Genomic DNA, 20331 nt, shown 5'->3' on the forward strand with positions numbered 1-20331 from the left:
GCTCCTCGGCCGAAGGGTGCTCGCTCGCTCACGCGGACAGCCAGCGTCGGACGCAGGCGATCAGGTCGTGGGCGTCCACGGGCTTGGTGACGTAGTCGCTCGCACCCGACGCCAGGGACTTCTCCCGGTCACCCGGCATCGCCTTCGCGGTGACGGCGATGATCGGCAGATCGGCGTACTGGGGCAGCTTGCGGATCTCCGCGGTGGCCGTGTAGCCGTCCATCTCCGGCATCATCACGTCCATCAGGACCAGCGCGATGCCGGGGTTGGCGAGCAGCGTGTCGATGCCCTTGCGTCCGTTCTCCGCGTGCATCACCCGGAAGCCGTACATCTCCAGGATCCCGCTGAGCGCGAACAGGTTGCGCGCGTCGTCGTCGACGACGAGGACGGTACGGCCCCGGAAGCGGTCGTCGACGGGCGGCGCGAGGTCCTGCGGCTCCTCGGAGCGCACCAGGGACAGCACGTCCCCGGGCTCCTCGGCCGACAGGTGCAGGGCGATGCGTTCGCGCAGCTCGTCCAGGCCGGAGAGGAACTCCACGGATCCGTCGTCCCGGTGCCGGCGCAGCACCTCGCCCGAGCCCGCGTCAGGATGGTGACCACCGTGGACGAGCACCGGCACACCCGTCAGCCCCGAGTCGCTGTGCAGCGCCATGAGGAACCGGTCCGCCTCGCCCTCGGGCATGTCGAGGTCCAGGACGACGCAGTGGCAGGGCCTGGCCGCCAGCGCGCCCGCCGCCTCCTGCGCCCCCACCGCGGTGATGACCTCCACCGCGGACAGCGCGGTGCCGTCGTCCGGGCTGTGCCGGGACAGGTCCGCGACCACGCTCTCGGCGACCAGGGTCAGCAGGCCACGGGAGCGCTCCTCGACGACGAGCAGCCGGCGCGGATGCGGCCGGGCCGGGCCCGCCGGCTGCCCGGCCGCGGCCACCGGACCGGTGAGAGCGGCCGGCTCGTCCGGCGCCTGTTCGGCCGGGCGGCCGCTGCCGAGCAGCCGCTCGAAGTCGGGCCGGGCCACCGGCAGGAAGAGCGTGAAGGTGCTGCCCCGGCCCGGGACGCTGTCCACCACGACGGCGCCGCCCAGCAGATGGGCGATCTCGCGCGTGATGGACAGGCCCAGACCGGTGCCGCCGTACTTGCGGCTCGTGGTGCCGTCCGCCTGCTGGAAGGCACCGAAGATCGACTCCAGGTGCTGCTCCGGAATGCCGATGCCGGTGTCCTTGACCCGGAAGGCGACGACGGCGCCGCCCCGCACGACCCCCGTGGGCACCTCGTCGTCCGCCGCGGACTCGATGGACAGCTCCACGCCACCCTGCTCGGTGAACTTCACCGCGTTGGACAGCAGGTTGCGCAGGATCTGCCGCAGGCGGGAATCGTCGGTGAGCAGATCGGCGGGCGCGCCGGCCGCTGTGCTGACGTCGAACTCCAGGCCCTTCTGGGTGGTCATCGGCCGGAAGGTGGCCTCCACGTACTCGATGAGCCGGTCCAGCGGCACCCGTTCCGGAGTGACGTCCATCTTGCCGGCCTCGACCTTCGACAGGTCGAGGATGTCGTTGATCAGCTGGAGCAGGTCGCTGCCGGCCGAGTGGATGATTCCCGCGTACTCGACCTGTTTCGGCGTGAGGTTGCGCGAGGGGTTCTGCGCCAGCAACTGGGCGAGGATGAGCAGACTGTTGAGCGGGGTGCGCAGCTCGTGGCTCATGTTCGCCAGGAACTCCGACTTGTACTTCGAGGCCAGCGACAACTGCTGGGCGCGGGCCTCCAGTTCCCGTCGCGCCTGCTCGATCTGCAGGTTCTTCGCCTCGATGTCACGGTTCTGGTCCGCGAGCAGCGACGCCTTGTCCTCCAGCTCGGCGTTGGAGCGCTGCAACTCGTCCTGCTGGGCCTGCAACTCGGCCGAGCGGGCCTGCAGTTCGGCGGTGAGCCGCTGGGACTCCTCCAGCAGCTCGTCGGTGCGGGCGTTCGCCACGATCGTGTTGACGTTCACGCCGAGCGCCTCGCGCAGCTGTTCCAGGAAGTCCCGGTGGGTCGGCGTGAACGCGGTGACCGACGCCAGCTCGATGACGCCGAGGACCTGGTCCTCGAAGAGGATCGGCAGCAGGACCAGCGCCCGGGGGACGGCCTGGCCCAGCCCGGAGGAGATGGTGACGTACCCGGGGGGCAGGTCCTCGACCGCGATCGTACGGCGACTGTGGGCGGCCTGGCCGACCAGCGAGCGGCCGAAGGAGAAGCGGGTGGGCCGGAAGTCGTCCTCGGCCCTGCCGTAGGAGCCGACGAGCCGCAGCTCCGGACCGCGCTCCCCGTCCTCGGCGAGGTAGAAGGCACCGTACTGGGCCGACACCAGCGGTGTCAGCTCCTCCATGATCAGCTCGGCCACCACCGGCAGGTCCCGGTGGCCCTGGAGCAGTGAGGAGATCCGCGCCACGTTGGTCTTCAGCCAGTCCTGCTCCTCGTTGGCCCGGGTGGTCTCGCGCAACGACTCCACCATGGAGTTGATGTTGTCCTTGAGTTCGGCGACCTCGCCGGACGCCTCCACCGTGATCGACCGGGTCAGGTCGCCCTCGGCGACGGCGCTGGCCACCGCGCCGATCGCCCGCACCTGGCGGGTCAGGTTGCCGGCCAGCTCGTTGACGTTCTCCGTCAGCCGCTTCCACGTGCCGGAGACGCCTTCCACCTCGGCCTGGCCGCCGAGGCGGCCCTCGGTGCCGACCTCGCGGGCGACGCGGGTGACCTCGTCGGCGAACGCGGACAGCTGGTCGACCATCGTGTTGATGGTCGTCTTCAGCTCCAGGATCTCGCCGCGCGCGTCGACGTCGATCTTCTTCGACAGGTCGCCCCGCGCCACCGCGGTCGTCACCAGCGCGATGTTGCGCACCTGACCGGTGAGGTTGTCGGCCATGGAGTTGACGTTGTCGGTGAGGTCCTTCCACGTGCCCGCCACGTTCGGCACCTGGGCCTGGCCGCCGAGGCGGCCCTCGGTGCCGACCTCGCGGGCGACACGGGTGACCTGTTCGGCGAACGCGGAGAGCGTGTCGACCATGGTGTTGATCACGTCGGCCAGGGCCGCGATCTCGCCCTCGGCCTCCACCGTGATCTTGCGGGACAGGTCGCCGCGGGCCACGGCGGTGGCGACCTGCGCGATGGAGCGGACCTGGCCGGTCAGGTTCGACGCCATCACGTTGACGTTGTCGGTGAGGTCCTTCCACGTGCCGGAGACGCCCTTGACGTCGGCCTGGCCGCCGAGGCGGCCCTCGGTGCCGACCTCGCGGGCGACACGGGTGACCTCGTCGGCGAACGCGGACAACTGGTCGACCATCGTGTTCATCGTGGTCTTCAGCTCCAGGATCTCGCCCCGGGCATCGACCGTGATCTTCTGCGAGAGGTCGCCCTTGGCGACGGCGGTCGCCACATGGGCGACGTTGCGGACCTGGTTGGTGAGGTTGCCCGCCATCGAGTTCACCGAGTCGGTCAGGTCCCGCCAGGTGCCCTTGACGCCCTTGACGTCGGCCTGGCCGCCGAGGCGGCCCTCGGTGCCGACCTCGCGGGCGACGCGGGTGACCTCGTCGGCGAACGCGGACAACTGGTCGACCATCGTGTTGATGGTGCTCTTCAGTTCGAGGATCTCGCCGCGGGCGTCCACGGTGATCTTCTGCGAGAGGTCGCCCTTGGCCACCGCCGTGGTCACCTGGGCGACGTTGCGGACCTGACTGGTCAGGTTGCCCGCCATGAAGTTCACGGAGTCGGTCAGGTCCCGCCACACGCCCGCGACACCGGGCACCTTGGCCTGGCCGCCGAGGCGGCCCTCGGTGCCGACCTCACGGGCGACGCGGGTGACCTCGTCGGCGAACGCGGACAACTGGTCGACCATCGTGTTGACGGTGTTCTTCAGCTGGAGGATCTCGCCACGCGCCGGAACGTCGATCTTCTGCGACAGGTCGCCCTTGGCGACCGCCGTCGCCACCTGGGCGATGTCACGGACCTGCGTGGTCAGGTTGCCCGCCATGGCATTGACGGAATCCGTGAGCACGGCCCAGGTCCCGGACACCCCGGGCACCTCCGCCTGGCCGCCCAGCGTGCCCTCGGTACCCACCTCCCGGGCCACCCGGGTGACCTCGGAGGTGAACACGGACAGCTGGTCGACCATGCCGTTGAACACGGTCGCGATGTCACCCATGAGACCGGCGGCGTCCTCGGGCAGCCGCGTGCCGAAGTCACCGTCCCGTACGGCCGTCAGACCGGCCAGCAGCTGCCGCAGCTCCCGTGCGTCCGGCACGGCCTCGACGGCCCTGGTCCCCTCGCTGGTCATGCGTAACCTCGTCCCGCTCGTCCCTGCCCGAACTCCCCCTGACCACGCATGCAGGAACCATCCACGTGAAGCCCCTGGAGGGGCGTGCAGCCACGCGATGCCCGTTCAGCAGAAGGGCCGCCCCCCGAGTCGCGGACACTCCGCATGACGTGACGGCTCCACGGCCGGCACGAGGTGCCGCCGCGAAGCCCGGGCTCCCGCTGCCTGAAAGTCCCGGTGCTGCTCCGTGAGAGCAACGCGACTCCGTAGCTTAGTCCAGAGCCCGGGGCACTCGACCGGCCCAACGCCCCGCGTCACACTCCGGCCCCGGCCGCGGACCGGCGGGGAGGAGTGAGGGACGTGGCAGGCAGGCCGGCCCCTCCCGCCCGGAGCCGCTGGAGGACCAGGAGACGTCCGGGCCGCTCACATCGCCCTCTGCGGGGAGGAGTACGAGCCCCGCACCGCCGACGGCCCCGGGCCGTCGCCCGCGTCCCCTCCCGCACCACCGCGAGCGGGCAGCCGCCCGGCAGCCGGCCGACGAATGCGTAACATTCGCGCCTCTTGCGCCGCCGGAGCTGACCAGCAGCGCCGTTTCGCCCTCTTCACGGGTGACCGAACTACTGGAGGCACGATGAACTGGTCCAGGGCCCTGGCCGTCACGGCGGGGTGGCTCGTGCTGTGCGGGTGCGCCACCGCGGGGAGCGCGGCCGGAGCGGCGCACACCACGGCCGCCTCCGCGCCCGCCGTGCACAAGACCGCGTCCGCCACCCCCGGCGGTCCCGGGAGCACGAGCGGCGGTCCCAGCCTGATCCTCAACGGCCACACCGATGCCCGCCCCGGGCAACTGGTCCACATGATGCTCTACGGCGTCAGCCACGCCCAGGGCGGCGACGCGGTGACCGCCCGCTCGCCCGCGCTGGGCGGGACGGCACGGCTGGCATGGGAGGGCGACCACTACTGGGTCCTGGCGGCCCTGAAGATGACGGACGAGCCCGGCTGGTACCCGCTGACGGTCGCCGTCCACGGCCGTACCGTGGCCCACGACCGGATCCAGGTCGTACGCTCCCGGCGGCCCGCCTTCAGCCTGCCGGCGTCGCACCAGGTGACCCGCCCCGGGGAGACGGTGTGGGCGGGTTTCGACGACCTGTACCCCGGCGAGCGGGGCACCGGCTTCACCGTGCGGTCCGCGGCCCTGCCCGGGCCCGTGCGCCTCGTCCACGACGAGACCACGGACTTCTACAACCCGCGGGCCTTCTCCGCGCAGTTGCAGCTCGAGCCCGCCCTGGCGGACGGCACCTACACCTTCGGACTGTACGGCCCGCACGGCCGCCGCATCGCCGAGAAGCGCCTGAAGGTCCGCGCGTCCCGCCCCGGCGACCGCGACTACCTGGGCAAGGCGTACGGGCCCGAGTTCTACGACCCGGCCCGGGGCTACTCGGGCGGCACCCACCGGTTCCGGGTCCGCGCCGGGCATCAGGTCGCGGTCATGTGGCACGACGAGTACCCGGACCCGGGCGAGCAGACGCGGCTGACCGCCACCTCCCCGGCGTTCACCGGGGCGCTGCGCCTCCGCCACGACGACAGCAAGGCCGCCGACGGCGACGACCCGCGCTTCTTCGGCACGGCCACCATCCGCTCCGGCCTGAAGCCCGGCCGCTACCCCGTGACGGTCGTCGCCCATCACGGCCGGGTGAAGAAGACGCAGTACGTGACGGTGACGGCGCGGTAGGCCCGTCCGGACCGGGTGTCTCCGCTGCGAGCGGCGGCCGGGCGCCCGGGCCGGCTTCGGAAGGCGCCCGGACATCGGCCGCCCCCGCGGCGGCCGGGCCGGTGGCGCGGACCGGCCGTCAGATGGCCGTCGGCTCCCGGAGCCGGCGGCCGATCCGGTACGGCAGTCACCAGGCGAGCGGCCCGGTGTCCAGGACGAGCCGCTCACCGCGGAAGCCGTCGCGGACGCTGCGGCACCGGGCCGGCCGCGCCCCGTCCGCCAGCCGCTCGACGGTCTGCTCGTACTCCGGTCCGCCGGCGGGGAAGCGGAGCGGCGCGCCGTCTCGTGTGCCGGTGACCGTGACGTTCCCGTGCCCCGCTTCAGTGACGCGGTGCGAGCAGGCGGCGGTCCGTGCCTTCGGCCGCCGCGATGACGCGGTCGGTCAGGTCTTCCCAGGGGCGCGGAGCGACGACCGGCACGTGGGCGGCCCGCGCCCGCGCGGCGAGCCATCGGCCGTACAGCACGCTGACGCGCGCGCGATGGCGCTGCGGACCGGATTCCGGCTCCCGGCGAAGGTAGTTGGCCGCCACCTGCGCCTCGTCGTCCTCGTGGAGGAAGACGGCACGGACGGGACCGCCGGGGACGGCCGGTTCGGGCAGGACGTAGTCCCCTTCGAGGATCACCGGAGTGCCGGTGTCCACATGGTTGGCCACCACGGCCGCTACCGCCGGCGCCAGCGTCTCGGCGATCGCGATCTGCCGTTCGACCACCGATCCGGGTGCCTGGTGGGCGGCGTCCGGGTGAGTGCGCCAGAAGTGGACCTCCGGCAGCTGTTCCGGCAGTGTCACCGCGAGGAGCGCCTCCACGATGTCGTCGACCTCCACGAGGGGGATGCCGTACCGTCGCGCCAAGGCCCGGCCGACACCCGTCTTCCCCATCCCGGACGCGCCCCCGACGATGAGCACCCGCCACTCGGGAAGACCCCTCGCCCCCTCCTCAGTACCGTTCATGGGGGGCAGGGTAATCGCCGGCCGGCGGCCCGGTGACGCAGGAGTGGATGAGGACGAGGTACATCATCTGCCGGTACGCCAGTTGCTGGAGCGGCATCATCAGCAGGTACCGGTACTTCTCCCGGTCCAGCCGGAAGGCGTAGGCCGCACAGGTGAGCTGGACGCCCAGCACCGCCAGCCAGGCCAGCAGCGCGGCGCGGAAGTCGACGAAGACCATCGAGTAGGCCGTGAAGACGTCGATGAGCGGAGCGAGGACCGGGGTGACGGCACCGGACAGCGCTTCACCGCCGCGAGCCCTCTCCGGACCCCGCACCGTCGTCTTGGGGCCGGCAGGCCTGGGAGATCGTCTGGTACCTGCGCACCTACCTGTGGTTCGTCCTGCTCTCCCCGCCGCTGCTGCGCCTTCCGGCTCGCCCCCGTGCCCGTGCTGCTGCTGTCCCTCACGCCCGCCCTGGTGCTGAACTTCCTGTGGACGGCCCCGGACGGCCGCTTCGGCAGCGCGCTGTCGGACCCTGTCGACGTACCTCTTCTGCCGGCTGCTCGGCTTCGCGCACCGCGACGGTGTGCTGGAGCGGCTGAGACCGGCCGCGGTGATCACGCTGTCCCTGGCGGCGCTCGGCTACGGCGGCTGGTACGCGTTCGCTCACCAGGCCGACGCCGGGACGTACGACCTCGACGAGATCCCTCTCGCGCAGGCGTTCTGGTCGGCGGGCTCCGTCCTGCTGCTGATGTGGGCGAAGGCACGCTTCCGGATCTACTTCGCCGGGCTGAGACGGTTCCGGCGGCTGGACCGGATCGTCACCGTCTTCAACGCGCGCGCCGTGACGGTCTACCTCTAACACGAGATCGCGCTGGTCCTGGCGGTCCCGCTGATCGACCGGCTCTGGGACGTACCCGCCTTCGAGAGGTATCTGCCGCTGGACAGCCAGTGGTTCCTGTTCGGCGTCGGCTGGGTGCTGATCTGCGTGTTCGTCCTGTTGTGCGGATGGGTGGGGGACGTGGCGGCGCGGCGGAGGCCGAGAGCGCTGCCGTGACGCGGTTCGACGGCGGGCCGGGGACGCGGGCCGGGGAGGCTCCCGGAGCCGGCCGCCCGCCTCGCCCGGCTGCCTGACGGATGGGACCGGAACCCCGGAAGGCCCGGTCGCTGAAAGCATGTCAACTGCGCCTGGAATGGGCATGATTGCCGGTTTCGGCAGTTCCGCGTGCAGAGGGGGAATCAGCGGTGACACGTGTGGTGGGCATAGACCTCGGGACGACGTACTGCGCCGTGGCGGTCGCCGACCGGGCGGGAAGCCCGTCCATCGTCCGCAACCGGGAGGGCGAGAACATCACACCGTCCGTGGTGATGTTCCAGGGGGACACCGTGGTCGTCGGCTCGCAGGCGAAGCGGTCCGCGGCCACGGCCCCCGACCACGTGGTGCAGTTCGTCAAGCGCTACATGGGGGAGACCAACCCCGTCTACCACTCGGAGTCGGGCACGCCTTACCGCCCCGAGGAGATCTCCGCCCTGTTGCTCAAACGCCTCAAGGAAGACGCCGAGATCATGCTGGGCGAGCCCGTCGAGCGGGCGGTGATCACCGTGCCGGCGTACTTCGACGACGTCCGGCGCAAGGCGACACAGGACGCCGGACGGCTCGCCGGGCTGGAGGTGCTGCGTATCGTCAACGAGCCCACCGCCGCCGCGCTCGCCTACGGCCTCGGCCGGTCCCTCACCGAGGGTGAGGAGGACGGCGGGGACGGAGAAGGCGGCGCGGGCATCGGCACCGTACTCGTCTACGACCTGGGCGGCGGCACCTTCGACGTCACCGTCATGCGGGTCGAGGACGGCGACTACACGGTGATCGCCACCGACGGGGACCGCAACCTCGGCGGATTCGACTGGGACGGCGCGCTGATGAACCACCTCAACGGCGCGTTCATGGCCTCGGGCGGCCCCGACCTCACCGAGGACAGCGGTACGCAGGCCGAACTGCGGGACAAGGCGGAGATCGCCAAACGGACCCTGTCCAACGCCCCGCAGGCCGTCGTGATGCTCTCCGCCGGCGGCCGCCACGAGCAGATACGGGTGACCCGCGAGAAGTTCGAGGAGATCACCGCCGAACTCCTCGACCGTACCCGCATCATCACCGAGGGCGTACTGGCGGAGGCGGGGCTCGGCTGGGACGGCATCGACCGGCTCCTGCTGGTCGGCGGCTCCACCCGGATGCCCATGGTGCAGGAACTGATCCGGCATCTCTCCGGCAGGGAACCGGAGCGCGGCATCTCCCAGGACGAGGTGGTCGCGCTCGGCGCTGCTCTGGTCGGGCTGGATGCCGCGGTGCGCGCCGAGGAGGCCGCGGAGAAACGCAAGTACGTCGGCAGTGGGGCGAGCGTCGAGTCCTCCCCCGGTGACGGCCTGGCCCGCCTCACCAAAGGGAAAGTGAGGTCCATCAAAGACGTCACCTCGCAGTCCCTCGGCATGGTCGCGACCGACCTGGACAACCACGACCGCCAGTTCAACGCGGTGATCATCCCGCACAACACGTCGGTACCCGCGAAGAAGAGCGAGACCTTCTACACCCTCTTCGACCGGCAGCGGCGGCTGCGGGTGCAGGTGACGGAGGGGGACGACGAGGACCTGGCCTATGTGAAGAAGGTCGGGGAGGGCGACATCGAGATCCCGCGATACCCGAAGGGGGCGCCTTTCGAGGTGTTCTACTCCTATGACGTCGACGGCATCATCCACGTCGAGGTGAAGGACGGCACCACGGGCAGGTGGCTCGGCGAGTTCGAGCTCGAGCGCCCCGACAACCTGAGCCCGGAGGAACTGACCGAGCTGGGTGACCGCGTCGCCCGCGTCCCGACCCTCTAGGGTCTCTCGTCCGGACCAGGGCTGGTCAGCAGGACCGAGCCCGGCATGGTCCGAACGAGAGGCCCCAGGTCAGGTCCGCCCCTCCAGCCGGAGCCGACAGCGATGACGACAGACGACATACCCGACTACTACGCCGAGTTCGGCATCGATCCCTCCGCGACCGCCGATCAGGTCTCCGGACAGCTCGACCGGGCCTTCCGTACCTGGTCGAGCCGGGCCAGCCGGGCCCCCGACGCCAGGAAGCGGAGGGAGGCCGAGGACAAGGTCGAGCTGATCTCCGCGGCACGCAAGGAACTGCTCGACCGCGCCCGGCGCCAGGTGTACGACCGCCGGCTGCACCGGGCGCGGCAGCACCCCCGTTCGGCCGAGGCCGGACCCGGGCCGCAGCCCCGCCCCCAGCCGGGCCGGGCCGTTCGGGACTGGGTGGGCCACGCTCGCAGACTGATGAGCCAGGGCGACCACGAGGGCGCCCTGTACGAGCTGCGGCAGGCTGTGCACCATGACGAGGCCGACGGGGAAGCCTGGCGGCTGCTCGGCTCCCTCCACGCCGGCCAAGGACAGCTCACCGACGCGGTGCAGGAGTTCCGGCGGGCCCTCGCGCTGTCTCCCGGTGACGCGCTCATCCACGTCCTGATCGCACAGGTCTACGAGCGGATCGGTGACCCGGTGACCGCCGCCGACTGGTATCTGGCGGCGGTCCGGCTCGCGCCCGGCCAGATCGACTACCGGATCGCCGCCGCCCGGAACCTCCACGAGGCCGGACGTCACGACGAGGCCCTCAGCAACTACGAGCGGGTCCTTGTGGAGCAGCCCGGCAACGCCGTCGTCTGCAACCAGGTCGGCCGGATCTGGACGCTGCGCGCCGAGGAGTCGATGGGCTGGCACCCGGTCAGGCAGCGGTACGTCGTCGCCTCGGAGACCGGCGCCTCCATGGTCACGCACTGTGTGGAGCAGGCACTGGCCGTCGGTGTCTCGGACGATGAGCTGCGCGACCTCCTGAACTGCTACCGGGAGGACGCGAGCAGGGCACGCACCAGGACCTGGCGCTGGTACAGGAGCATGGCCTGGGTCATGGCTGCCTGCCTGGCGCTCACGTTCGTGCTGCCGGGGGTGTTCGGCCTGCTGGCCCTCGCCGGACTCCTCGGACTGCCGATCGCGATGGGCGTCAAACCGCGTTGGCGGCACAACTACAACGACCTGCCCCCCGACCAGAAGCCGCAGACCGGGAGAGCTTCATGACCACTCCGCCCCCTGTGCCGCGACCGGAAGAGCCACCGGGCCCCCGGCCCGCGGAACCGTCCTGGCCGCCGCAGAGCCCACCGCCCGCGCCGGCGGCGGACCCGTTCGCCGTAGTGGCCGATGCGGTCGACGGCATGCGCGAGGAACTCGCCGCACTCGGTGACCAGTTCCGCCGGCGGCTGCTCAACGACCGGGAGACCCGTCGCAGCATCGACGCTCTGCTCGCCGACCTCGACCACAACCGCAAGGCCGCCGAGGGACGCGTCCTGCAGCCGCTGCTCTACGACCTCGTACTCCTCCTCGACCGGGTCGAGCGGCAGGACGACGCCTTCGCCGGATCCGTCGCCGCCGAACTGCTGGCTGTCCTGGAGAAGTACGGCATGACCCGGATCCCCGTCACCCCGGGCCCGTTCGACCCGAACACACAGGAGGCCGTGGGAGTGATCGCCGCGCTCTCCCCGGAACAGAGCGGTGATGTCGCCGAAGTGGTGCGGCACGGCTACCGCTTGGAGGAGCGCGTCGTGCGCCCGCAGCAGGTGCGTGTCTACACCGACCGGTGAGGGGCAGCCGGATCCGGCAGGACGGTCCTGACGTCTGTTTTCCCCGGCTTTCCCCGGCTCGCCGGCCGGCGCCCGCCGGCCCCTCGTGGCCGCCGACGGGCAGGACCGGACGACACTCACCGCGCCGGTGGAGGCGGTGTCGGACACGCGGCCTCGTCGACCGGAAACCCCTGGCCTTCATCCGTCTTGACCTGCCGAACCGCGACGATCCGTGCCGGGCACCGATGAAAGCGCATATGGGGGAGCGTGTCCGACGGACCGACGCCACCGTACTTCGGCTGCACGCCGGGCGAGATCCATGCCGGTGCCGCTCGGGCGGGGGTCGGACCGCTTCCGCCCAGCGCGGGTGGCTGGACGGAAGCGGGGCGGTCCCCTTCGGGGTTCTTCAGCACAAGGGGCCGCGCGGCCTCCCAGACCGGAAGGTGCGACGCCGGGGCGTCACTCCCATAGTGCGCTCTCCGGCTCGTCCCGCACCGCGAAGGACGACTTCACCCCCGAAAGTGTTCATCCAGGAGTCATTCGGTGTCGGTGTGGTCCGGCATTGACGTGCTGCGGCACCTGCCGGCGCCGGGTCGGCGGCACGGGGCCATTGTTCCGCAACTTCATGATCACGTTGAGTGATGCGAGGGGGAGCACCATGCTGTGGTCCAGCTTCCCCGGCGGCGCTTCAGCACCGCCGCCAGGAGAGCACCCCCAGACCCCTCTTTCTGCCTGCGCACGGAAGGTGCCATGAACAGTAAGCAGGTGATGACCGTGGCCGTGATGGTGACGGTCCTCGCATGGAGCACGGTGATGACCGTGCTCGGCCATCTCGCGGCAGTGGCCGCGCTGCTGCCCTCCCTCGGACTCCTCGTCCGGCAGATCGCCGCCGCGTTCGACAGCGGCGGCACGCGGCGGGCTCCGGCGGCCGGGAGCGAGGAGCCGTCGCGGTGAACATGCCCCAGATATCCGACCAGTCCGACGGCGAGCCTCCCAGCCGCAGAGGACGCCCGCCCGGGCCCATCTGCGACAGCGTCGGCGTGACCCACCGAACCTGGCTGGAGCAGGTCCGCCGACGGCTCGCCGCCAGCGGGCTGACCCTCGACGATCTCGTCAGCCGCTCCGGCTACTCCAAGACCAGGCTGTCCGAACTGCTGCGGGGCAAGGGCTACTACCCGGGCTGGGCGATGACCTACAGCGTGGTCAAGGTCCTGGACATCCCTCCCTGGCCGTTACGGCGCCTGTGGACGGCAGCCGCCCGGGAAGCGGAGAAGAAGGACACCTGGATCAAAAACGGTATCCACGCCGTGCAGCCCCTGGGGCCGGAGGACCCGCCCATCCCCCACCTCGCCTTCAAGCAGGCCATGGACCGCCCCTACACCGCCTACGCCCAGGCGTTCCTGCAGACCGAAGCCCGTGCCCGCCGGGTCGTCGCGGAGACGTTCGACATCCTGTGGCTGAACTGGAAGGAGGCCACCAGCAGCAGCAACACCCCCCGTCACGCGTGGAATCTGCTGAGGGCCAAGGTCATGGCGCGGGCCGACACCCACGCCGGGCACCCCGACCTTCGCGCCGCGGCCCTGCGGACCGTCGCCGTGGCCGGGAGCAACGACCTCGACGACTGCCTGGCCCGGGCCGCCCGGATGGCGGCCTTCTTCGACGCCGTCGCCCGCCTCCCCGAGGACCAGATGGATGTCACCGTCCTGCGCTTCCTGTGCGGCGTCGACGAGGACGCCGTGCCCGGCGTCATCGGTCTGCCCCCGGCCATCACCCACAGCCTCGCACGCCACGCCAGGGGCGCCCTGCACGGCCTCCACCCCGGCACCCACCCCGACACCCTGGAGTGATCAGCCCCCATGAGCGTCATCGACGATCTCCTCGCCCAGTCCCGCTTGCTGGACGCCTCCGTGCCTGCCGACGTCGTGCCCCACGACGACTCGGCCTACTACGCCTTCGACGACTTCGGCCGGACCGCGGAGAACCCCAGTCCCGGCCCGGCCGACGAAGACGCTGCGGGAGAGCTCGCCGCCCTGTGCGAGACGGCCGTCGCCCACTGCAGTGCCGCACAGATCGTCGACTTCCTCACCGACCAGGTCCCCCAGCCGCGCGCCGCGTGGATCCTCGGCTGCGTGCTGCGCATCGCCGGCGACGACGACGGCGCCCGGTCCTGGTGGCAGTATGCCGCCGGCGCGGATGACGCGCCCGCCTCCTACTGTCTCTACCTGCACCACCTCGCCCGCGGCGACGCCCACGCCGCCGCTCTGTGGCAGACCCAGATCAGCGCCTACGCGGGAGAAGCAGACAGCGCCTCCTTCTACGACCGGGGCTCGCCCGCCTCCGACGTGGTCAACGCCGACACCAGTCTGCCCACCCTGCTGCGGATCCTCAGCCGCCTCACCCCGGCCGGCCCCCGCCGGCACACCCAGACGGCCACCGCGGTCATCCAGTTCGTCTCCCGCGCCGTCACCATCGGCTACGACCGCCACCCCGACCTCGAGATCCCCGCCCCCGGAACGAACTTCGCCGAACTCCTCCAGGTCATCCTTGCCGCAGTCCCCTCGGACCCAGCCGTCCCCGCGGCCCCGGTCCTAGGGTCCCGTGTCGCCGGGACGGGACGGTCCGAGGAACTGCCCAACAGGACGGCAGCGGAGGCCGTCGACGAACGGGTGCCCGGTGAACAGCACACCCCCGGCCCACGGCGCCTCCTGGTGGAAGTCACCGCTGACGACCACGAGTCCGCCCCCCAGTTCTTCAAGGAAGCGAGTGCCGTGTGCTGGAAAGAGGCCACCGACGCCCGGCCCTCCCGCCGCGGCAACACCCTCGCCTACTACTTGCACCGGTTCCTGGGCACGCGCGTACGCACCGCGCCGGCGCACTGAAGGCGAAAGGCCGCACCGCAGCCGCCACTCCGGGGGCGTGCCACGAGCGTGCGGCATGTCGCCGCGGCCCTCCTGCCCGCGCCGAACCCGGCGGGGCCGTCTCCGGCAGGCCGTCCCGCCGCGCGCAGGGCCGGGACGGCAGCGATCGACGGCCCGGCGCCGTCGGAGCCGCCGCGTCGGACGAAGGCCTCCGCCCGGTCCGCCGGTCCGGTGGGTCGTATCCCGCAGCGGCGCTGCGGGCGGGAGCGGCGTTCGGCGCCACGCTGATCGTGGTGGCGACGGTGACCGGGGCCCTGGCGGCGGTGGCCGCCCTGCTGCGGTGATCGCGCCGGCTGCTCCGGAGGCTCATCGCGAGACAGGGGCCTTGCCGGACAGGTACCGCTGCACCGCCGCGAGTTGGCGGTCACGGTCGCGTGCGACCCGGGTGAGATCGTCGCGTGCGCGGGTGATGGCCGCCTCCTGGTGAGCGGATTCCACCGCGAACCAGACCCCGACCAGATTCGTCTGCCTCTTGCAGGCGACGTCTGTCCGCGCCTGCGCGAGTTCCGCGTGATCGGGCTCGGGGAGGTCCAACGCCGACAACCGGGCCGAGGCGCTCAGCGGGTCGGCGGGCACGCGGTAACTGTTCCGCTCCATGCACCGCTGCCAGCGGCGGAAGACGTCCGTGACGCGCGGGTCCCGGAGCGAAGCGACGAAACTCTCGGCCTTGATGCGGGAGACGATGCCGCCCGCCCCGGTACCGGGCCCCTGGAGACCGTCCGACGCCGAGGACCGTACTCCCAGCGCGCGGTCGGGAGCGGCGTAGCACCCGTTCACCGGTATGCGCCGGCCGAGATACTCGGTGATCGGTTTGCCGGTGGTGACGTCGGCCCCGCTGAGGACGGTCCGTGCCTGGACGGACAGGGCCGGTGGCTTGACCTGTGCGCGACCGGCGGCGGCGGTGGACGGAGGTGTGTCGCGGGGCACGTGATAGCCCCAAGTCCGGGCCGTGACGGGATCGGTGACACCGTAGCGCCGGAACATGACCGAGTACTGGAGGACCTGCGCACCCGTGGCGGGGGCGTGACTGACGGGATAGGTGAGGCCGAACTCACGCATGCAGTCGCGCACCAGCGAGGCTGCCACCCAGTCGTACCGCGCGGTCTGCGCCGGAGTCAGCATGTACCGCTCGATGGGCAGGTGCAGGGACTGGACGTCCGTGCCGGCGGTGGCCGTAGCCGCGGGCGGGGCCTCTTGTCCGGGCTGGGCGCGGCCGAAGGTGCATGCCGTCGTGAGGGCCAGGAGGAGCGCGCACAGAGCGACAGGCCGGCGGGCGGAGCGGAAGAATCCCATGGTGTTGTCTCCTTGCCGGGCGGGGCCGCCGGTGATGCACGGCCCCGCACCAGATCACATCAGCCGAACGGACTGGGTCAGTGGCCCACGCCCGGGCAACGGGTGTGATCCGAAATGGCTATGGAGGCCTCGTTGTTGCGCAGGTACGAGGTGAGGTTGCCGCCCTTGCCGGGGCTGAGCCAGTTCGAGTTCCCCTGGTAGTCCGGCGAGTACCAGATACCGACGTTGCAGGCGGAGGAGGCGTTCTCCGCGGAGGCCGCGTTGTTGCGCACCGGCTGACCGGCGCCCGCCGAGCCGTACCCGTCGTCGTAGAACGTGGCGCCGCTGAGGTTGCGCACGGCGTTGGACCTGGACTTCCAGACCGCGCCCTCGGCCCCCGGTGAGTAGTAGAGGCAGAAGAAGTACGGGCTGGTCGTCCCGCACCGCACGGGCGCGCTGTTGGTGTTCCAGCCGTCGATCCTGTCGCTCGTGGCGCTGGACTGGCCGGCCAGGACACCGACCAGGGCGAGTGAGGCAGCGGCCGCTGTCCCGAGCCGTGCGACGATGCGCTGTGCATGCATGTGGGTTCCTCGTTTCTCCTCGCACCCTGCGAGGCGCGAGAGGGGTCAAAGACGGTCCTGAAAGGGGGCGGAGCGCTTCACGGCTGCCCGGGTGGCAGCCGTCGACGCCCGCACGGGCAGGCGATGCACCCCGCCGGCCGGTGCCGTTCCTCCAGCCGGAAGGGGGCCTTGCCGGGCCCGCTCCATCAGGATTCCTTCGATGCCCGTGGCCCATCGAGCAGATTCGGGCTGCGCCGAACAGCGGACAAACGGCATGCCCGGCCGGTTCGCCGGGGGCTGCCGGCGGCCCGGCGGTGTGCCGTCCTGATTCGGTCTGGACCGGCCCAGGAGATTCACGAAGGATCGCCCTCGGCTCTTTCGCACCGGGCAGGGGGAAAGCATGGTCTACCGCATTCACTTCACGGTCGAGGACCTGATGAGGACGCGGGTGGCACAGCCCTCGCCGCTGATGGAACTGGCCGCCGCGGTACGCACCCTGCAGAGCCGCAGCCACCCGGTACGTTTCGGAGCCTGGAGACACGCCGCCTTCGCCGGCTTGGAGCCCATGGCCCGGATGGTCCTCGACCTGATCCCGCCAGGGGGCTGGGCGCCCACGTTCCTGAGTTCTGCGGGAACGGGCGAGCCGCACGAGCTACTGGACCGGGCGCGCGCCACCCCCCGTTCCCGGATCCGCGAGGACCTGGCCCACATGGCGGAACAACAGCCGCTCCCGCCGTGGACCCGTCACCTGGCCGACGACCGAGACCTGCGGCGGCGGCTCTACGAGAGCCTGGATCACGTCTACGACGTGCTGCTGTCCCCCCACTGGGCCCACGTCGTCGGCGAAGCGACGGCCGACCGGGGGATACGGATGCGGCATCTGCTCACCGGCGGAGTGGAAGCCCTGTTCGCCTCGCTCGACCCACGGCGGATCCGCTGGACGGCCCCCGTCCTGGAGGTCGCCATGGTCTCCGGCTTCGACGGCGACCTCCACCTCGAAGGCCAAGGGCTGCTCCTGGTCCCTTCGGTCTTCGGAGCGGGCTCGCCCGCCATCGACATCGACGCCGAACCACAGCCCGTGGTGAGGTACCCCGTCGGCCCCGACTCGGCACGGCCCTTCAGGATGCCGGTCCGCCCGGCCCCGTCCGCGGCGCACACCTCACTGAGTTCACTGATGGGCAAGACCCGCGCCTTGGTGCTGTACACCATCGCCCAGCACCCCAGTTGCTCGACCAAGGAACTCGCCGCTCTCACGGGCATGACGTCACCCAGCGCCAGCGAACACGCGACCACCCTGCGCGCGGCCGGACTGATCGACACGGTCCGGCACCGCAACACGGCACTCCACAGCCCCACCCCCATGGGTATCGCTCTGCTCAACTCCCCGGCCCAGAGGGTGTCAAGTCCCGTTCCGGATGATCTGATGCCGCTCCGTCGTGGGTGACAGGACGGTTCCGCGCGTTCCATGTCCTGTGCAGGCGAGGTGGTGGGCAGGGGACGGATGCCGTACGCGACAGAGCGACGGCCCGCGGGGCGGGCGCGGGCGTGCCGGAGCATCGGCACGACTGCGAGGACCGGGGTGCCGGCGCTCCCGGCCCCCCGTTCGTTCCATCTGATGGACCGGCGTTGACATCCGTTCGGGTCATTGTCTTAACTACGTGCCCAGAACGGTCATGAGTGTCAGCGACAAGCCCTGGCCGGCTGACCGGCAACCCTCGCACCGCGGTGGGGTGCCCCAGGCGACGACCGGACCGATGGAACATCGGTAAGCGCGAGGCCCGCAGGGCCGGAACAGTGACGGTGACGCCATGTACGCAGCTCCCAGGACGGCGACACGCCGCCCGCAGGGCTGCGTGTCGCCGTACCCGGCCCCCCTCGTCGCCGATCGCGCCACCGATCTGCTGCGCGTGAACAGCGCACTGTGTACCGCACCGGGCAGCGCCCGCTGCCGGGGCTGACGCCTCCCCGCAGTCCCCGCTGCCGGGGCTGACAGCTCCCCGCGGCCCCGGCTGCCGGGGCTGACACCTCCCGCGGCCCCCGCCTCCACCGACCGACACCGCCCGCGCGGTGTGCCGTCGTCCTCCACGCCCCCGGTACCTCGCCGTCGTCCGCGTCTCCGCACGCCGCCGCGCTGCCGGGGCGTTCCCACCCAGCCGGAGCCCACCATGAGTGAACCCCCTGGCGCCACCGTCACCCTCGCCGAAGCGCCGACCACCGAAGGACGCCAGCAAGCCCTCACCGCCCAGCGAGTCCTGCCGCTACGGCGGCCGGGACGCTGGATCGCCACCGCCGCAGTCCTGGTCCTGGTCGCCCAGTTCGTCCACGGACTGGTCTCCAACCCCTTCTACCAGTGGGACCGCTTCGGCTACTGGTTCCTGCGGCCGAACATCCTCGACGGACTCCTCATCACCTGCGAAGTCACCGCCTATAGCGCGGTGCTGGGCCTCCTCGGCGGCATCCTGCTGGCCCTGGCCCGGCTGTCGAAGAGCCCGGTGCTGCGCGCGGTCAGCTGGACCTACGTCTGGGCTCTGCGCTCCGTCCCGCTCATCGTGGTGCTGATCTTCCTCTACAACTTCAGCGCCCTGTACAAGACGCTGAGTGTCGGTGTCCCCTTCGGCCCGGCCTTCTTCTCCTTCGACGAGTCCCGGCTCGCCACCGACATGGCCGTCGCCGTCGTCGGCCTCAGCCTCAACGAGGCCGCCTACGCCGCCGAGGTGGTACGCGGCGGCATCCTCTCCGTCGACCAGGGCCAGCACGAGGCGGCCGCCGCGCTCGGTCTGCCGAAGAGCTACCAGTTCCGGAGGATCGTCTTCCCGCAGGCACTGCGTTCGATCGTCCCGAACTACGTCAACCAGCTCATCGGCCTCGTCAAGGGCACCTCGCTGGTCTTCTACGTCTCCCTGCTGGACCTGTTCGGCACCGCCCAGTCCATGGGCTCCACCTACCCCGGCGACATCGTGCCGCTGCTGCTGGTCGTCACCGTCTGGTACCTGGTCCTGACCAGCGTCGTCTCCGTTCTCCAGTTCTACGTCGAGCGGTACTACGCCCGCGGTGCCACCCGCGGCCTGCCGCCGACGCCGCTGCAAAGACTCCGCACCGGTCTCAGCGACCTGCGGACCCGCATCCGCCGGGAGGCCGCCGTATGACCGCCGAGACGCCCGAAGCCCTGGCCGCCGTCGAGCCCGCCACCGTGGAAGTGCACGACGTGCACAAGTGGTACGGCCCCCACCGGGTGCTGAACGGCATCGACCTGACCGTCCGCCCCGGCGAGGTCACCGTCATCCTCGGTCCGTCCGGCTCCGGGAAGTCCACCCTGCTGCGGGTCATCAACCACCTGGAGCAGCCCGAGATCGGCTACGTCAGCGTCAACGGCGAGCCGATCGGCGTGAAGCGGCAGGGCGAGCGGCTGAGGGAGCTGAGCGAGAGGGCCATCCTCGCCCAGCGCGCCCGGATCGGCTTCGTCTTCCAGAACTTCCACCTCTTCCCGCACCTGACCGTCCTCGACAACGTGGCCGCCGCGCCGGTCGCCACCGGGAAGCTCGGCAAACCCGAGGCCCTGGAACTCGCGCGCGAACTCCTCGGCCGGGTCGGTCTCGCCGACAGGACCGGCGCCTATCCACGCCAGCTCTCCGGTGGCCAGCAGCAGCGTGTCGCCATCGCCCGCGCCCTCGCGTTGCGGCCCGGCGTCATTCTTTTCGACGAGCCGACCTCCGCCCTGGACCCCGAACTCGTCGGCGAGGTCCTCGCCGTCATCAGGGACCTGGCGACCAGCGGCACCACCCTCGTCATCGTCACCCACGAGATCGGCTTCGCCCGCGAGATCGCCGACCGGGTCGTCTTCATCGACGGCGGAAGGATCGTCGAACAGGGGCCGCCCACCGAGGTCCTCGGCAGACCCCGGCACGAGCGGACCCGCGACTTCCTCAGCAAGGTCCTCTGACGCGCCGCACCC

At 71.2% G+C, this 20331-nt stretch carries 14 protein-coding genes, 2 pseudogenes and 1 riboswitch; of the genes and pseudogenes, 11 read left to right on the forward strand and 5 right to left on the reverse strand.

The features are described 5' to 3' along the window. Positions 1–28: 28 nt before the first annotated feature. Positions 29–4303 (reverse strand): HAMP domain-containing protein, encoded by a 4275-nt coding sequence (locus tag IG64_RS18690; RefSeq protein ID WP_037857597.1) that lies wholly within the window; start codon positions 4301–4303, stop codon positions 29–31. Between the two features lie 610 nt (positions 4304–4913). Between IG64_RS18690 and IG64_RS18695 the strand changes: the two genes are divergently transcribed. After that, positions 4914–6011 (forward strand): hypothetical protein, encoded by a 1098-nt coding sequence (locus IG64_RS18695; RefSeq protein ID WP_037857600.1) that lies wholly within the window; start codon positions 4914–4916, stop codon positions 6009–6011. 359 nt (positions 6012–6370) lie between these two features. Here IG64_RS18695 and IG64_RS18700 read toward each other — a convergent pair whose 3' ends face one another. Continuing rightward, positions 6371–7000 carry a hypothetical protein gene (locus tag IG64_RS18700; protein ID WP_037857604.1) on the reverse strand — a complete coding sequence of 210 codons (630 nt, stop codon included), beginning with the start codon at positions 6998–7000 and terminating at the stop codon, positions 6371–6373. Next, positions 6987–7265, reverse strand: a pseudogene (locus tag IG64_RS18705) (bi-functional transferase/deacetylase); the annotation flags it as partial. The gene IG64_RS18700 and the pseudogene IG64_RS18705, both read right to left, overlap by 14 nt. 29 nt (positions 7266–7294) lie before the next feature. Here IG64_RS18705 and IG64_RS18710 point away from each other — a divergent pair. From IG64_RS18710 to IG64_RS18740, 7 genes and pseudogenes are all read left to right on the forward strand, one after another. Continuing rightward, a pseudogene (locus IG64_RS18710) lies at positions 7295–8034 on the forward strand (acyltransferase family protein); the annotation flags it as partial. A 188-nt stretch (positions 8035–8222) separates the two neighbouring features. After that, on the forward strand, positions 8223–9851 hold the full coding sequence (locus tag IG64_RS18715) for an Hsp70 family protein (RefSeq protein ID WP_037857610.1): 1629 nt from the start codon (positions 8223–8225) through the stop codon (positions 9849–9851). Between the two features lie 102 nt (positions 9852–9953). Further along, entirely contained in the window at positions 9954–11090 is a 1137-nt protein-coding gene (locus tag IG64_RS18720; protein WP_037857612.1) for a tetratricopeptide repeat protein, read from the forward strand. A gap of 113 nt (positions 11091–11203) precedes the next feature. Beyond that, positions 11204–11650: a nucleotide exchange factor GrpE gene (grpE, locus tag IG64_RS18725; RefSeq protein WP_037857613.1), complete on the forward strand. Its 447-nt coding sequence runs from the start codon at positions 11204–11206 to the stop codon at positions 11648–11650. Between the two features lie 729 nt (positions 11651–12379). Then, entirely contained in the window at positions 12380–12583 is a 204-nt protein-coding gene (locus IG64_RS18730) for a hypothetical protein (RefSeq protein WP_037857614.1), read from the forward strand. Positions 12584–12585: 2 nt separating this feature from the next. Continuing rightward, the gene (locus IG64_RS18735) at positions 12586–13476 is read left to right on the forward strand and encodes a helix-turn-helix domain-containing protein (protein ID WP_037857728.1); all 891 of its coding nucleotides are present in this window, start codon (positions 12586–12588) and stop codon (positions 13474–13476) included. A 9-nt stretch (positions 13477–13485) separates the two neighbouring features. Continuing rightward, the gene (locus tag IG64_RS18740) at positions 13486–14508 is read left to right on the forward strand and encodes a hypothetical protein (RefSeq protein ID WP_037857616.1); all 1023 of its coding nucleotides are present in this window, start codon (positions 13486–13488) and stop codon (positions 14506–14508) included. Between the two features lie 345 nt (positions 14509–14853). Here IG64_RS18740 and IG64_RS40490 read toward each other — a convergent pair whose 3' ends face one another. Then, on the reverse strand, positions 14854–15840 hold the full coding sequence (locus tag IG64_RS40490) for a hypothetical protein (protein WP_051813055.1): 987 nt from the start codon (positions 15838–15840) through the stop codon (positions 14854–14856). Between the two features lie 77 nt (positions 15841–15917). Then, entirely contained in the window at positions 15918–16400 is a 483-nt protein-coding gene (locus tag IG64_RS18750) for a peptidase inhibitor family I36 protein (protein WP_037857618.1), read from the reverse strand. 379 nt (positions 16401–16779) lie between these two features. On the opposite strand from IG64_RS18750, the gene IG64_RS18755 reads away from it, so the two are divergent. From IG64_RS18755 to IG64_RS18765, 3 genes are all read left to right on the forward strand, one after another. Further along, the gene (locus IG64_RS18755; protein ID WP_063758814.1) at positions 16780–17823 is read left to right on the forward strand and encodes an ArsR/SmtB family transcription factor; all 1044 of its coding nucleotides are present in this window, start codon (positions 16780–16782) and stop codon (positions 17821–17823) included. Between the two features lie 225 nt (positions 17824–18048). After that, positions 18049–18157, forward strand: a riboswitch (SAM riboswitch). A gap of 387 nt (positions 18158–18544) precedes the next feature. Continuing rightward, positions 18545–19525 carry an amino acid ABC transporter permease gene (locus tag IG64_RS18760; protein ID WP_037857619.1) on the forward strand — a complete coding sequence of 327 codons (981 nt, stop codon included), beginning with the start codon at positions 18545–18547 and terminating at the stop codon, positions 19523–19525. After that, a complete protein-coding gene (locus tag IG64_RS18765; RefSeq protein WP_037857620.1) occupies positions 19522–20319 on the forward strand; it encodes an amino acid ABC transporter ATP-binding protein in 798 nt (265 codons plus the stop codon). Before IG64_RS18760 ends, IG64_RS18765 begins: the two co-directional genes overlap by 4 nt. Positions 20320–20331 lie beyond the last annotated feature (12 nt).

The sequence above is a fragment of the Streptomyces sp. NRRL S-340 genome (genome assembly GCF_000720185.1).
Lineage (GTDB): Bacteria > Actinomycetota > Actinomycetes > Streptomycetales > Streptomycetaceae > Streptomyces.

Excerpts from the sequence above, each read along its gene's own strand:
- IG64_RS18750 (WP_037857618.1), bottom strand. The coding sequence starts at position 16,400 with ATGCATGCACAGCGCATCGTCGCACGGCTCGGGACAGCGGCCGCTGCC.
- IG64_RS18695 (WP_037857600.1), top strand. The coding sequence starts at position 4,914 with ATGAACTGGTCCAGGGCCCTGGCCGTCACGGCGGGGTGGCTCGTGCTG.
- IG64_RS40490 (WP_051813055.1), bottom strand. The coding sequence starts at position 15,840 with ATGGGATTCTTCCGCTCCGCCCGCCGGCCTGTCGCTCTGTGCGCGCTC.
- IG64_RS18735 (WP_037857728.1), top strand. The coding sequence starts at position 12,586 with ATGCCCCAGATATCCGACCAGTCCGACGGCGAGCCTCCCAGCCGCAGA.
- IG64_RS18730 (WP_037857614.1), top strand. The coding sequence starts at position 12,380 with ATGAACAGTAAGCAGGTGATGACCGTGGCCGTGATGGTGACGGTCCTC.
- IG64_RS18765 (WP_037857620.1), top strand. The coding sequence starts at position 19,522 with ATGACCGCCGAGACGCCCGAAGCCCTGGCCGCCGTCGAGCCCGCCACC.
- IG64_RS18755 (WP_063758814.1), top strand. The coding sequence starts at position 16,780 with ATGGTCTACCGCATTCACTTCACGGTCGAGGACCTGATGAGGACGCGG.
- IG64_RS18700 (WP_037857604.1), bottom strand. The coding sequence starts at position 7,000 with ATGAACGGTACTGAGGAGGGGGCGAGGGGTCTTCCCGAGTGGCGGGTG.
- IG64_RS18740 (WP_037857616.1), top strand. The coding sequence starts at position 13,486 with ATGAGCGTCATCGACGATCTCCTCGCCCAGTCCCGCTTGCTGGACGCC.
- IG64_RS18690 (WP_037857597.1), bottom strand. The coding sequence starts at position 4,303 with ATGACCAGCGAGGGGACCAGGGCCGTCGAGGCCGTGCCGGACGCACGG.
- IG64_RS18720 (WP_037857612.1), top strand. The coding sequence starts at position 9,954 with ATGACGACAGACGACATACCCGACTACTACGCCGAGTTCGGCATCGAT.
- IG64_RS18760 (WP_037857619.1), top strand. The coding sequence starts at position 18,545 with ATGAGTGAACCCCCTGGCGCCACCGTCACCCTCGCCGAAGCGCCGACC.